11 protein-coding genes are annotated in these 13608 nt (G+C 70.1%); 8 read left to right on the top strand and 3 right to left on the bottom strand.

Annotated elements, in window-relative coordinates:
• Positions 1-39: 39 nt before the first annotated feature.
• Positions 40-429, bottom strand: coding sequence for a hypothetical protein (locus tag HUT19_RS44360; RefSeq protein WP_368661713.1), 390 nt, complete (start codon positions 427-429; stop codon positions 40-42).
• A gap of 206 nt (positions 430-635) precedes the next feature.
• Here HUT19_RS44360 and HUT19_RS26355 point away from each other — a divergent pair, with 206 nt between their 5' ends.
• From HUT19_RS26355 to HUT19_RS26345, 3 genes are all read left to right on the top strand, one after another.
• Positions 636-3065 (top strand): glycosyltransferase, encoded by a 2430-nt coding sequence (locus HUT19_RS26355; RefSeq protein ID WP_176182835.1) that lies wholly within the window; start codon positions 636-638, stop codon positions 3063-3065.
• A gap of 91 nt (positions 3066-3156) precedes the next feature.
• A complete protein-coding gene (locus HUT19_RS26350) occupies positions 3157-3522 on the top strand; it encodes a hypothetical protein (protein ID WP_176182834.1) in 366 nt (121 codons plus the stop codon).
• A gap of 5 nt (positions 3523-3527) precedes the next feature.
• Positions 3528-4535, top strand: coding sequence for a glycosyltransferase family A protein (locus tag HUT19_RS26345; RefSeq protein ID WP_176187320.1), 1008 nt, complete (start codon positions 3528-3530; stop codon positions 4533-4535).
• 19 nt (positions 4536-4554) lie between these two features.
• Here the strand turns inward: HUT19_RS26345 and HUT19_RS26340 are convergent, their stop codons facing one another.
• Positions 4555-5601, bottom strand: coding sequence for a LacI family DNA-binding transcriptional regulator (locus HUT19_RS26340; RefSeq protein WP_176182833.1), 1047 nt, complete (start codon positions 5599-5601; stop codon positions 4555-4557).
• Positions 5602-5880: 279 nt separating this feature from the next.
• On the opposite strand from HUT19_RS26340, the gene HUT19_RS26335 reads away from it, so the two are divergent.
• The 5 genes from HUT19_RS26335 (at position 5881) to HUT19_RS26315 (ending at position 12429) form a co-directional block, all read left to right on the top strand.
• Positions 5881-7224, top strand: a complete 1344-nt coding sequence (locus HUT19_RS26335; RefSeq protein WP_176182832.1) for an ABC transporter substrate-binding protein — start codon at positions 5881-5883, stop codon at positions 7222-7224.
• Entirely contained in the window at positions 7221-8177 is a 957-nt protein-coding gene (locus tag HUT19_RS26330; protein ID WP_254885797.1) for a carbohydrate ABC transporter permease, read from the top strand. Before HUT19_RS26335 ends, HUT19_RS26330 begins: the two co-directional genes overlap by 4 nt.
• 33 nt (positions 8178-8210) lie before the next feature.
• A complete protein-coding gene (locus HUT19_RS26325; protein ID WP_176182831.1) occupies positions 8211-9131 on the top strand; it encodes a carbohydrate ABC transporter permease in 921 nt (306 codons plus the stop codon).
• A gap of 69 nt (positions 9132-9200) precedes the next feature.
• Entirely contained in the window at positions 9201-10628 is a 1428-nt protein-coding gene (locus tag HUT19_RS26320) for a GH1 family beta-glucosidase (RefSeq protein ID WP_176182830.1), read from the top strand.
• Positions 10629-10776: 148 nt separating this feature from the next.
• Positions 10777-12429 (top strand): ubiquinol-cytochrome c reductase cytochrome b subunit, encoded by a 1653-nt coding sequence (locus HUT19_RS26315; RefSeq protein ID WP_176182829.1) that lies wholly within the window; start codon positions 10777-10779, stop codon positions 12427-12429.
• A gap of 72 nt (positions 12430-12501) precedes the next feature.
• On the opposite strand, the gene HUT19_RS26310 is transcribed toward HUT19_RS26315, so the two are convergent.
• Complete coding sequence (locus HUT19_RS26310) at positions 12502-13587, bottom strand: chitinase (RefSeq protein ID WP_176182828.1); 1086 nt, start codon at positions 13585-13587, stop codon at positions 12502-12504.
• Positions 13588-13608 lie beyond the last annotated feature (21 nt).

Below are 13608 nucleotides of genomic sequence, written 5' to 3'. Positions count from 1 at the left end.
ACGATGGGTTGACAGTTGGGGGCCATCGCTCGAGGACCGTCAGCCGTGCGTCTCGTCGGGTCCACGCCCCTCGCGCGCCTCCGGCCCCTCACGCCCCTCGGGGCTCTCCGGACGCTCCTGCCGTCCGCGCCTGCCGCGCCGCCGCTTCTCGTGCCCCTCGCCGGCCTCCTCGTGCGGCGGTGGGTGATACGGCCACCACGAGGTCCAGGTGAACTTGTCGCCGCCCACCCAGCGGACGACATCGGGATCGTCGAGATCGACGTCGTCGAGGCCGACCGACCGGGCGATCTCGATCACGTCCAGGACCGAGTGCGCCTTGCCGGCCAGCTCACCGGCCACCTCCACCAGCCGGTAGGGGGGGTCCCCCGGCTGAACACCGAGCACCACGACCGGCGGCCGGGTGATACGCGGGATCTCACTCTCGGTCATGCGTCCAACGTGCGGCTGACGGCCCGCCGCCGCACCCCGGACACCCCAGACGGGCGACCCCGGGCACGATCGGGCCCCTTCCGTTCGCCCGCGGCCACGGGAGGGCCCACGATGAACCCGACGGCGGCGCCCGCCCCCACGTCCGCCTTGGACCGAGTGGGTGACGCCGTGGCCGCTGCCCCACCGCATCCCGACATACTGTGCGGATGGCCCACCAAACCCATATTCCTTCCCTTATCCACCAGACATGGAAGGACACGGATGTACCGCCCCGATGGCGGGCCTGGGCCGCGTCCTGGCGGCGCCACCATCCCGACTGGGAGTACCGGCTGTGGACGGACGCGGACAACCGCGCCTTCCTGGAGAAGCACTACCCCTGGTTCCTGCCGGTCTACGACGGCTATCCCGAGCCGATCATGCGCGCCGACGCGATCCGGTACTTCCTGCTCGACCACTACGGCGGGGTCTACGCCGACCTGGACTTCGAGTGCCTGCGCCCGACGACGGACCTTCTCACCGACTGTGAGCTGGTGCTCGGCCTCGAACCCGAGGAGCACACCCGGCTGTCGTTGGCGCGCCGACGCGGGCTGCGACGCGTGGTCGGCAACGCGTTCCTCGCCTCGCGGCCCGGCCACCCCTTCTGGGCGCATGTGCACCGGGAGTTGGTAGGCGCCCACACCGCACCGGGCCCCCTGGACGCGACGGGCCCGTACTTCCTCACCCGCGCGGTCGACAGCGCCCCGTCCGCCCGCTCGATCACCGTCCTCGGACCGCAGACCCTCTATCCCGTGCTGAGCCCGTACGCGACGGAGGCGTTCGGCGCGCGCGAGGTGGACCTGAGCCAGGCGTACGCCGTGCACCACTGGTCGGGCAGCTGGGCGAACGACGTCTCCTTCCGGCCGCGGACCTCGGCGGGCCGGAAGGTCCGATTCTGGACCAGTGAGGGGCTGCGGCCTTGCGCCACGGGCGAGTTCGACCTGGACGCGCAGCGCGCCCGGTGGGCCTCCGGCGGGCCCACGCCGATGGTGTCGTGCCTGATGGTGACCAAGGACCGGCCGGCGTCGGCCGCGCGTGCGATCCGGTGCTTCCTCGCCCAGACCTACGCCCGGTCCGAACTCGTCGTCGTGGACGACAGCGCCGACGACACCCTGGAACGGCATATCCGCGCGCTCGACGAACCCCGGATCCGGCTGCACCGGCTGCCGCCGGAGGGCCGGATGCTGGGTGAACTGCGCAATGTGGCGGTGGACCTGGCCGCCGGGCCGTATGTGTGCCAGTGGGACGACGACGATCTGTACGACCCGGAGCGGCTGGAGGTGCAGATGGCGGCGATCGCCGGGCTCGGCGCGAACTCCTGCTTCCTCGCCCGGGAACGGCTCTGGTGGCCCGCCCGCCGCACCCTGGGGATCTCCGGGGCGCGGGTGTGGGAGGGCTCCATGGTCTGCGCGAAGGAGGGGCTGCCGCGCTATCCGGCGCTGCGGCGCGGCGAGGACTCCCCGGTCGCGGCGCAGGTGGTCGGCGCGGGCCGGGTGGTGTCCGTGGACGCGCCCGAGCTCTACACCTACGTCCGCCACGGCTCCAACACCTTTGACGAGCCCCACTTCGCGAGCCTCTTCGAGGCGGCGACCCAGGTGTGGACGGGGGGAGGCTACGGCGATCTGGTGCGGGAGATGGCGGCGCGGCTGCCGTTGGACCCGGCGGACGTCCTCCACGCGCAGCCGGAGACGCCGTCACCTTCGCCCCCGCCGTCCGTCGGCGTTCCCTCACCACGGCCTCCCGCCCCGGTCCCCGCCGCGTCCACCGAGCGGCCGCCGGTCCTGGTGCTCACCCCGGTCAAGGACGCGGCCGCCTTCCTCCCCCGCCATCTGGAGAATCTGCGCGCCCTGGACTACCCCCGGGAGGCGCTCTCGATGGGACTGCTGGAAAGCGACAGCCAGGACGGCACCTGGGAGCTGCTTCAGGACTCCCTGCCCGCGCTCAGGGCGGAGTTCCGCAGGGTCACCCTCGTACGGCGCCACTTCGGCTACCGGCTGTCCGGGCCCCGCTGGGAGCGCTCCGTCCAGCGGCGGCGACGGTCGGTGCTGGCCAGGGCCCGCAACCACCTGCTCTCCCGGGCGCTCGCCGACGAACCGTGGGTGCTGTGGCTCGACGTGGATGTGACCGACTGCCCGTCCGACCTCGTCCAGCGACTGCTCGGCGCGGGCGAGGACATCGTGGTCCCGCACTGCGTCACCGAGCCCGGCGGCCCGACGTTCGACCTCAACACCTTCGTGCTGCGGCCCGGCGCCGACGCGCTGGACTGGGACGGGTGGCTGCGCGACGGGATCCTGCAACCGCCCAGGGGCTACGGCCGCATGTACCTCGACGAGCTGCGCGGAGAAGAGCGGGTCCGCGTCGACTCGGTGGGCGCTGCGGGGCTCCTGGTACGCGCCGATCTGCACCGCGACGGCCTGGTGTTCCCGGCCGTCCCGTACCGGCATCTGATCGAGACCGAGGGACTCGCCGCGATGGCCCGCGACCTGGGCACGGACTGCTGGGGGCTGCCCGCGCTGGAGGTGGTCCATCCGCCCCACCGCGGACCGGAGCTTGAACCGGAATCCACGACGGAATCCGAGTGTGCTGCGCCGGACAGGTGAAGTCGGCCGGCCCGTCGTTCCCTGGCCCCATTGGTTCCCGTTGGACACACGTCCGCGGGGACCCACGCGGAGCGCTCGTAAGGAGGATTACATGAACATCGGCAAAACGGCCGCGCTGGTGACGGCGACGGCGGGTGCGGTGATGTTCGGTGGCGGCCACGCCCTCGCCGATCCCGTCAAGCAGGGCAACCAGTGCGAGACCGGCACCAGTGGCGTGCTCACCGACGAGGTGGAAGCCGGGGCCGACTGCCTGAACTTCGCGCATATCTTCGGCGACCTGAAGAGTGTGACGCAGAAGAACCACTGTGACTCCACCGGCCCTTCCCACAACGCCAACGTTGTCATCGTGCCGCTCGAGCAGCATTGCTCCAACATCGCCATCGGCGGCCCGTCCTCGAAGGCCGCCGCATCCCGGTTCGGCACCCCGTCCTCGATGACGGCCACCGGAGCCCGGTGAAGACGATGACGGACCGCGGCCCCTTGGAGGCCCGCCTCCCGGGGGCCGGCCCCGCCCCGCGTCCGGCCGTGTCCGTGGTGATCCCCTGCTACGACTACGGCCGCTATCTGCCGCAGGCCGTGGCGAGTGTGCTGGCCCAGACCTACGAGGACTGGGAACTGGTCGTCGTCGACGACGGCAGTACCGACAACACCGCGGCGGTGGCCGAGTCCCTGATCGCCCGCAACCCCGGCCGCCGGATCCGGCTGCTGCGCCAGGCCAACGCGGGGGTGTCCGCGGCCCGCAACGCCGGAATCACCGCCTCCGAGGGCCGCTACATCCTGCCGCTGGACGCCGACGACGTGATCGAACCGACCATGCTGGAGAAGACCGTCGCGGTGCTGGAGGGCGATCCGGACCTCGCCATCGCCTCCACCGACGTCTCCGCCTTCACCGACGACGAGGACATCCCCGCCCAGGTGCTGGCGCTCCCCGCGTACAACCCCCAGCTGCTGCTGCGCCGTCTGATCATGTTCTACTGCTCGCTCTACCGCCGTGAGGTGTGGGAGGCGGTGGGCGGCTACGACGAGGAGATGCGCGCCGGGGAGGACTGGGACTTCTGGATCGCCTGTGCCGAACGCGGCTTCACCGCCCACCATCTCCACGAGCCGCTCTTCGGAGCGCGCAACAAGGACGACGGGCTGCATGTGGAGGCCGCCGAGAACGATCTCGCGGTGCGGGCCCGGATCGTGGCGAACCACCCGCGAATGTTCAAGCCGGTCACCCGGGCGTGGGCGCATGCGGTGCTCGGCCAGGACCCGCCGGACTGTCTGGACGACGCACGGGTGCCGGACGACATCCTCACCCGGGCCGCCGACATGGACCAGTTTCTGCGGTCGGTCCTGTCGCTCCAGCGCACCGCCCGGCTTCAGCACCGCCACATCCAGCGGCTGGAGGCGGCCTTGGCGCAAGCGGGCGGCGGGGCGTTGGCACAGGCCGACGGCGAGGCGCTGGAGGCGTCGGCGAGCCGCTGACCGCCGGGCCGAACCGGTCTCAGGACGACGCGCGCGTCACCAGCCGCGTCGGCAGCACCAGCTGCGGCCGGGCGGCCGACCGCTCCGCCGCTCCCTCGATCTCCTCCAGCAGCACCCGCACCATGGCCCGCCCCATCTCCACGGTGGCCTGCCGGACGCTGGTGAGCGGGGGATCCATGTGGCGGGCGACGGCGGAGTCCTCGAAACCGACGAGCGCGACGTCCTCCGGCACCCGGCGGCCCGCCTCGCGCAGCACCTGCCGCGCGCCCGCGGCCATCACGTCCGAGGCCGCGAAGACCGCGTCCAGGCCGGGTCTGCGGTCCAGCAGATCGCGCATCGCGCGGCGGCCGCCCTCCTCGGTGAAGTCGGCCGTCGCCGCCAGCGCCGGATCCACCTCCCGGCCCGCCGCCCGGAGCGCGGCGCGATAGCCGTCCAGACGGCACTGGGCGACGTACATGTCCAGCGGGCCGGTGATGGTGGCGACCGTGGACCGGCCGCGCTCGACGAGGTGTTCCACCGCGGCCCGCGCACCGCCGGTGTTGTCCGAGTCGACGTACGCGACCGACTCGTGCGCCGAGCGGCGGCCGCTGAGCACCGCGGGGATCTCTATCCGCTCCAGCAGCTCCGGAAGCGGATCGTCCGCGTGCACGGAGACCAGCAGCACACCATCGACCCGGTGGGCGGCGAGATAGTCCGCGAAGCGCTGGCGCTCCTTGGGGGTGCGGATGAGGGTCAGCAGCAACTGGAGGTCGGTGTCGGCCAGTTCGGCGCCGACACCGCGGATGATGTCGGAGAAGTAGGGCTCGGCGAAGAGCCGGGTCTCGGGCTCGGGTATCACCAGGGCCACCGCGTCGGCCCGGTTGGCGGCCAGGGCGCGGGCCACCCGGTTGGGGACGTAGCCCAGCTCGGCGACGGCCTGCTGCACGGCGACCCGGGTGCGGTCGCTGACCCGCGGCGAGCCGTTGATCACCCGCGAGACGGTGCCCCGGCCGACTCCGGCGCGGACCGCGACCTCCTCCAGCGTGGGCCGTCCGCGCCCCGCCCCGCGCCGCCGCGTTCCTGCCATCTCGCGCCTCCCGCCGTACGTACCCGACAGCCCCACCTCCCTGAGCGGCTGCGAAGGGACATTCAACAGCAGTGGCGATTCGGGGCGTTGTTTCGCGCGCTCTCTTGACACCCCCGCTGGGAGCCGCGACTCTTCAACACATCAATTCTGGGAGCGCTCCCATCCTACCCGAGTCATACACAAGCTGTACGTTCCCCGCCCCGAGCCGATGCAACCCAAAGCCCCACGTATGCCCACCCCTTGGCCGGGAGCGGTACGTGAGGGCGCGAGGAGGACGGAATGCGCACGAGTTCAGGAAGATCAGGAAAACACGGACGAAGGATGGTGGCGCTGGTGGCCGCCGCCGCCCTCGGCGCCGGGCTGCTGACCGGCTGTGCCGACGACGGAGACGACCCGGCCGGAGCCTCCTCCAAGCGCGGTGCCGGAGGTGGCAGAACCACCGTGACCATAGGAGTCTTCGGGGTCTTCGGCTACAAGCAGGCCGGGCTCTACGACGCGTACATGAAGCAGCACCCGGACATCCGGATCAAGGAAACCTCGATCGAGCGGAACGAGAACTACTACCCGCAGCTGCTCACCCACCTCGGCTCGGGCAGCGGGCTCGCCGATATCCAGGCCGTCGAAGTGGCCAACATCAACGAGGTCACCACCACCCAGGCGGACAAGTTCATTGATCTTTCGAAGGCGAAGGGGGTGAAGAAGGGCTCCTTCATTCCTTGGAAATGGGCGCAATCCACCACCAAGGACGGCCGGACGATCGGCCTCGGAACCGACATCGGCCCGATGGCGATGTGCTATCGCAAGGACCTCTTCCGCCGCGCCGGGCTGCCCACCGACCGGGAGAAGGTCGCCCGGCTGTGGGCGGGCGACTGGCAGAAGTACCTCGACACCGGGAAGCGGTACCAGAAGAACGCGCCGGACGGCACCTCGTTCGTCGACTCGGCGGCCGGGGTCTACAACGCGGCGGTCGCCGGCAGCGCCCAGCGCTACTACACCCCCGGCGGCAAGCCCGTCTACGAGGACAGCCCGGCGGTCAAGGAGGCGTGGCGCATCGCCACGGCCGCGGCGAAGGGCAAGCTGACCGCAAGGCTCCAGCAGTTCCAGAAGACCTGGGACCAGGCGTACGCCAATGGCCGGTTCGCCACCGTCTCCTGCCCGCCGTGGATGCTCGGTTACATCAAGGAGAAGGCCGGGGCCAAGGCCGAGGACCAGTGGGACGTGGCCGCCGCGCCCCGCCCCGGCAACTGGGGCGGCTCCTTCCTCACCGTGCCCAGGGCGGGGCGGCATACGGACGAGGCGGTGAAGCTGGCCGCCTGGCTGACCGCGCCCGAGCAGCAGGCCACGCTCTTCGAGAAGCAGGGCAGCTTCCCCAGCTCCCGTGCCGCGTACGATCTGCCGCAGGTGGCGGACGCCAAGCATCCGTACTTCGGTGACGCGCCGATCGGCACCCTCTTCAGCGCGGCGGCCGAGGGCATCCCCACCCAGGTGCTCGGGCCGAAGGACTCCCTCATCCAGCAGAACATCACCGATGTCGGACTGCTCCAGGTCGACCAGCAGGGCACATCCGCGGACGAGGGCTGGAAGGCCGCGGTCCGGTCCATCGACAACGCGCTGGACCGGTGACCGCGCTCACCGCGGCGCGCGCTCCCGCCGAGGAGCGCCGCCGTGTCCGGCGCAGCCGCCGCTACCGCCGGGACCTGCGCTGGAGCCCGTACGCCTTCGTCGCCCCCTTCTTCCTCTTCTTCACCGCCTTCGGACTGTTCCCGCTGCTGTACACGGGCTGGGCCTCACTGCACCGGGTGGAGCTGACCGACCCCACCCATATGGAGTGGGCGGGGCTGCACAATTACTCCCGGCTGTGGGAGGACGACTTCTTCTGGAACGCGCTGCGGAACACCTTCACCATCGGAGTGATCTCCACCGTCCCGCAGCTGCTGATGGCCCTCGGCCTCGCCCATCTGCTCAACTACCGGCTGCGCGGCTCGATGTTCTTCCGGGTCGCGATCCTCACCCCGTACGCCACCTCGGTCGCGGCGGCCACCCTGGTCTTCGTGCTGCTCTTCGGGCGGGACTACGGCATGGTCAACTGGGCGCTGGGGCTGGCCGGGTTCGATGGGATCGACTGGCAGAACGGCACCTGGGCCTCGCAGTTCGCGGTCTCCACGATCGTGATCTGGCGCTGGACGGGCTACAACGCGCTGATCTACCTGGCCGCGATGCAGGCCGTGCCCAGCGATCTGTACGAGTCGGCGGCGCTGGACGGGGCCTCGCGCTGGCAGCAGTTCCGCCATGTCACGGTCCCCTCGCTGCGGCCCACGATCCTGTTCACGGTGGTCGTCTCGACCATCGGGGCCACCCAGCTCTTCGGCGAGCCGCTGCTGTTCAACGGGGCGGCGGGGGCCACGGGTGGCGCCGACCACCAGTACCAGACGCTCGGGCTGTATCTGTACGAGCAGGGCTGGGTGAATCTGCACCTCGGCCGGGCCTCCGCCATCGCCTGGACGATGTTCCTGCTCCTGCTGCTGATCGCGGCGGTTCACTGGCTGATCGCGCGACGGCTGAGGAAGAGCCGGTGAGGCCCGTGACGAAGAACGAGGTGAGGGAGGACCATGACCGCCACCGCGCCGTCCCGTCCGGCGTCTGACCCCGCGGCGGAGTCCGCACCGCGTCCCGCGCCCCCGGCCGGACGAGGCCGCGGCCGGGCCGGACGACAGCTGCACGGCGGGCGGTTGACCTACGCCGTGCTCATCCTCTTCACCGCGGGCTCGCTGTTCCCGCTGGTGTGGACCGCCGTCGCCGCGTCCCGAACCAACACCCGGCTCGCCGAGACCCCACCACCGTTCTGGTTCGGCGGAAACCTCGCCAGAAACCTCGAGATCGCCTGGAGCGACGCCAATATGGGCACGGCGCTGCTCAACACCACGGTGGTGGCGGGGACGATCGCGGCCGGGACCGTGCTGTTCTCGACGATCGCCGGATTCGCCTTCGCCAAGCTGCGGTTCCGGTTCAAGAACGCGCTGCTGCTGCTCACCATCGGCACGATGATGGTGCCGCCGCAGCTGAGCGTGGTGCCGCTGTACATGACCATCGCCGAGCTGAGGTGGACCGATCAGCTCCAGGCGGTCATCCTGCCCACCCTGGTCAGCGCCTTCGGGGTCTTCTTCATGCGGCAGTACCTGCTCCAGGCGCTGCCGTCGGAACTGGTCGAGGCGGCGCGGATGGACGGGGCGAGCAGTCTGCGGATCATCTGGCACGTGGTGTTCCCGGCGGCGCGTCCGGCCATGGCCGTGCTGGGCATGCTCACCTTCGTCCAGGCGTGGAACGACTTCTTCTGGCCGGTGATCGCGCTCACCCAGAACGGCAATCCGACCGTGCAGGTGGCACTGACCGGTCTGGGGCGCGGGTATATCCCCGATCAATCGGTGATCATGGCGGGGGCACTGCTCGGCACCCTTCCGCTGCTGATCGCCTTCGTCCTCTTCGGCAAGCAGATCGTGGGCGGCATCATGCAGGGCGCCGTCAAAGGCTGAGTGCCCACCACCGCACCTGACCCGCTCGATCCGTCCGGACCACCACCTCGTACGCATGGGAGCGCTTCCATGACACTCGCCTTTCCGCCCGGATTCCTGTGGGGCGCGGCCACGGCCGCCTACCAGGTCGAGGGCTCCGCGCAGAAGGACGGCCGCACCCCGTCGATCTGGGACACCTTCAGTCACACCCCCGGCAAGGTACTCGGCGGCGACAACGGCGACATCGCCGCCGACCACTACCACCGCTACCGCGAGGACGTCCGGCTGATGAGCGAGCTGCGGCTGGGCGCGTACCGCTTCTCGGTCTCCTGGCCACGGGTCCAGCCCACCGGCCGCGGCCCGGCCGTCCAGCGCGGTCTCGACTTCTACCGCTCGCTGGTGGACGCGCTGCTGACAGCGGGCATCCAGCCGGTGGTGACGCTCTACCACTGGGATCTGCCGCAGGAGCTGGAGACCCGGTTCCACAGCGGCGCGGCCGCGGGCGGCGGCTGGCCCGAGCGGGAGACGGCCGAGCGGTTCGCGGAGTACGCGGGAATCGTGGCCGGTGCGCTCGGCGACCGCGTGGACTTCTGGACCACCCTCAACGAGCCCTGGTGCAGCGCCTTCCTGGGGTATGGCTCGGGGGTGCACGCCCCGGGGCGCACCGAGCAGCTGGCCCCGCTGCGCGCCGCCCACCACCTCAATCTCGCCCATGGCCTGGGCACCCAGGCGCTGCGTGCCGCGCTGCCCGCCCACGCCCGGATCGCCATCAGCCTCAACCCGGCGGTGGTCAGGCCGCTGACCGGGCGTCCGGAGGACCTGGACGCGCAGCGGCGGATCGACGCGCTGGCCAACCGCGTCTTCACCGGGCCGCTGCTGCGCGGCGCGTATCCGAAGGACTTGATCGAGGACACCCGGTTCATCACCGACTGGGACTTCGTCCGCGACGGCGACCTGGCCGCCATCCATCAGCCCCTGGACGCGCTGGGCATCAACTACTACACCCCGTCCCTGGTGTCCGCCCCGCCCGCCGACGAACCGGCCGTACGCCACGACGGCCACGGCACGGGCGCCCACTCCCCCTTTCCCGGCTCGGAGCATGTGGCGTTCCACCAGCCGCCGGGCCGGCGCACCGAGATGGGCTGGTCGGTGGACCCGACCGGGCTGTACCAGCTGCTGATGCGCTACACCGGGGAGGCGCCGGGGGTGCCGCTGTACATCACGGAGAACGGCGCCGCGTACGACGACAAGCCGGACGCGGACGGCCGGGTTCATGACCCGGAGCGGATCGAGTACCTCCGGGGACATCTGGCGTCGGCGCACCAGGCGCTGGAGGACGGCGCCGATCTGCGCGGCTATTTCCTGTGGTCCCTCATGGACAATTTCGAATGGGCGTACGGCTACAGCAAGCGCTTCGGTGCGGTCTATGTGGACTATCCGTCCCAGGCCCGTATCCCGAAGTCCAGCGCCCGCTGGTACGCACGAGTGGCGGAGACGGGTGAGCTGCCGGAGACATAGCCCGAGCGGATGTTCGACCGACGCCCGGTTTTCCCGGCCATGCGTATGCCGCGTTTCTTCCCACGTTTCCTCCAACATTTCCGCCAAAGGGGCTAGCCGGGCCCGGCCGACGCGGGCGGGGTGATGGAGGGACTGGTAAATCCGAACCATGAGAGCATTCCCGGGGCGCCGGCAGCGGGTCCACGATGACGACTCCGCCCGGACCGGACACGTCGGCAGGGGCGAGGCCCTCGCCGACTGGGCGGACGGGCGGGTGGGCCTCTTCAAGATGGCCAAGGCCAATCTGCGGAAGGTCTTCCCGGACCACTGGTCCTTCCTGATCGGTGAGATCGCCCTCTACACCTTCATCATCATCATTCTGACCGGGGTCTATCTGACCCTGTTCTTCGAGCCCTCGATGGGCGAGGTCGTCTACCACGGCCGGTATGTCCCGCTCCAGGGCATCCGGATGTCCGAGGCCTACGAGTCCACCCTGAACATCAGCTTCGACGTACGCGGCGGGCTGCTGATGCGGCAGATCCACCACTGGGCGGCGATCCTCTTCATCGCGAGCATGCTGGTCCATATGATGCGCACGTTCTTCAACGGCGTGTTCCGCAAACCGCGTGAGATCAACTGGCTTTCCGGCGCCGGACTGCTGATCCTCGGGATGTTCGACGGGTTCCTGGGCTATTCACTGCCCGACGATCTGCTCTCCGGCACCGGTCTGCGCTTCATGGAGGGCGCGATCCTGTCGGTACCGATCGTGGGCACCTACATCTCGTTCTTCCTCTTCGGCGGGCAATTCCCCGGCGACATCATCATCCCGCGGCTGTTTACCGTGCACGTACTGCTGATCCCGGGCATCATGCTGGGGCTGCTGGCGCTCCATATGATGCTGCTCGTCTACCACAAGCACACCCACCACCCGGGGCCCGGCCGGAAGAACATGAACATCGTCGGGCCGCCCCTGTGGCCGGTCTACGTGGCCAAGTCCGGCGGCTTCTTCTTCCTGGTGTTCGCCATCACGACCCTGATGTCGGCCATCGCCACCGTCAATCCGATCTGGGCCTACGGCCCGTACGTGCCGTACCAGGTGTCCACCGACGCCCAGCCCGACTGGTACATGGGCTTCTCCGAGGGACTGATCCGGCTGATGCCGGGCTGGGAGATCAACCTCTGGGGCCATACGCTCGTCCTCGGCGTCTTCATCCCGCTGATGATCTTCCCGATGGTGCTGCTCGTCATCTGGCTCTATCCGTTCCTGGAGGCGTGGGTCACCGGGGACAAACGCGAGCACCACCTCAATGAGCGTCCGCGCAACGCCCCGACGCGCACCGCCTTCGGCGCCGCCTGGGTCGCCCTGTACGTGGTGCTGCTGATCGGCGGTGGCAACGACCTCGTCGCCACCCACTTCCATCTGTCGATCAACACCATCACCTGGGCCTGCCGGATCGCCTTCTTCCTGGCGCCGGTCGTGGTGTTCCTCGTCACCAAGCGGATCTGCCTGGGACTCCAGCGGCACGACCGGGAGAAGGTGCTGCACGGCCGGGAGACCGGAGTCATCCAGCGGCTGCCGCACGGTGAGTACGTCGAGGTGCACAAGCCGCTGACGCAGGCCGAGCGGTACACCCTGGTCTCCTTCGACCAGTACCAGCCGCTGGAGCTGCCGCCCGCTGTCGACGAGTCCGGGGTCGAACGCAAGCTGACGCTCAAGGAGCGGCTGCGGGTCCGGCTCTCCCGCGCCTATTTCGGCGAGTACGGCCAGATCGCCAAGCCCACGCGCGAGGAGTTCGAACGGGAGCGGCAGCACCATCCGTAGCGCCCGCCGGCCCCCGGGGAGCGCCCCGGGGGCCGGTCGGTTCTTCCGGTGTCCGTCCGGTGTCCTCCGGCGTCAGCGCTTGTAGGCGCCGAGCGCCTTGGAGAACGCGAACTCCTGCTGCTCGACCGAACTGCACGTGGGGGACGCGGAGTTCTGCGTGCCGCCCGGGCACTGCTTGTCACGGGTCGCGGACCACATGGACAGCCAGCCGAGCTTCTTGGACTTGGCGAAGTCCACCAGCTGCTTGGCGTCGTCCACCGTGAAGATCTCGGTGGCGACGTCATTGACGCCGATCATCGGGGTCACCGCGACGGTCTGCCACGCGGCCTGGTCGCTCAGCCCGAGGGCGCCCTTGATCTGGCCCTGGGTCGCGGTGGCCGCGTCGATCGCGTACTGGCCCATGTCGCCGTTGAAGGAGGCGCCGTAGTCCATCGCCATGATGTTGACGGCGGAGACCTTCACCCCGTTCTTCTTGGCGTCGGCGACCAGCTTGACGCCGTCCTGGGTGAGGCCGGTCGGCATCACGGGCAGGGTGAAGGAGACGTCCAGGCCGGGGTGGCTCTTCTGGAGCGCGGCGATGGCCTTGGCGCGCCGGGTGTTGGCGGCCGTGTCCGGCAGTGCGGCGCCCTCGATGTCGAAGTCGACCTTGGAGAGCTTGAAGGTGTCCACGGCCTTGCCGTACGCCGCGGCGAGCTGGTCGGCCGAGGTGCAGGCCAGGCCCAGTTCGGAGCCGGAGGCGCCCCCGAAGGAGACCCGGACGTCGCCACCGGCCGCGCGCAGCTTGCCTATCTGCCCGGCCACGACGTCGCTGCCGAGGTCGGTGACACCGCCCCACTTGGGCGTACAGCCGCCGCCGGAGGTGATGAAGGCGAGGTTGTACTCCTTGACGCCGGTCTTCTTGGCCGCGCCCACCAGGTCGAAGGCGGGCGAGAGCGAGGTGTCGACGTACGGGGCGAAGCCCGCGGCCGCCTTCTTGGTCTTGGCCTTCTTGGTCTTCACGGCCGATTGCCCGGTGGCGGTGTGCTTCTCGTCGGCGACGGTTCCGGCGTTCGCCGCGCCGCTGAGCGCGAACGCCGCGCCGCCGGCCACCGCGGCGGCGGCCACCGCGCCGATCACCTTGCCGGTCCGGCTCACCGTGCGACGGTGCGTAGTGCTCATCAGCTGCCTGCCTTTGCGTGC

The organism is Streptomyces sp. NA02950 (genome assembly GCF_013364155.1).
Classification (GTDB): domain Bacteria; phylum Actinomycetota; class Actinomycetes; order Streptomycetales; family Streptomycetaceae; genus Streptomyces.
The sequence above is the reverse complement of the archived record's forward strand: the minus strand, read 5'-3'. Positions and strand labels throughout refer to the sequence as shown.

Bases quoted from the DNA above. Each gene is read 5' to 3' on its own strand.
- HUT19_RS44360 (WP_368661713.1), bottom strand. From the start codon at position 429: ATGACCGAGAGTGAGATCCCGCGTATCACCCGGCCGCCGGTCGTGGTG.
- HUT19_RS26355 (WP_176182835.1), top strand. From the start codon at position 636: ATGGCCCACCAAACCCATATTCCTTCCCTTATCCACCAGACATGGAAG.
- HUT19_RS26350 (WP_176182834.1), top strand. From the start codon at position 3,157: ATGAACATCGGCAAAACGGCCGCGCTGGTGACGGCGACGGCGGGTGCG.
- HUT19_RS26345 (WP_176187320.1), top strand. From the start codon at position 3,528: ATGACGGACCGCGGCCCCTTGGAGGCCCGCCTCCCGGGGGCCGGCCCC.
- HUT19_RS26340 (WP_176182833.1), bottom strand. From the start codon at position 5,601: ATGGCAGGAACGCGGCGGCGCGGGGCGGGGCGCGGACGGCCCACGCTG.
- HUT19_RS26335 (WP_176182832.1), top strand. From the start codon at position 5,881: ATGCGCACGAGTTCAGGAAGATCAGGAAAACACGGACGAAGGATGGTG.
- HUT19_RS26325 (WP_176182831.1), top strand. From the start codon at position 8,211: ATGACCGCCACCGCGCCGTCCCGTCCGGCGTCTGACCCCGCGGCGGAG.
- HUT19_RS26320 (WP_176182830.1), top strand. From the start codon at position 9,201: ATGACACTCGCCTTTCCGCCCGGATTCCTGTGGGGCGCGGCCACGGCC.
- HUT19_RS26315 (WP_176182829.1), top strand. From the start codon at position 10,777: ATGAGAGCATTCCCGGGGCGCCGGCAGCGGGTCCACGATGACGACTCC.
- HUT19_RS26310 (WP_176182828.1), bottom strand. From the start codon at position 13,587: ATGAGCACTACGCACCGTCGCACGGTGAGCCGGACCGGCAAGGTGATC.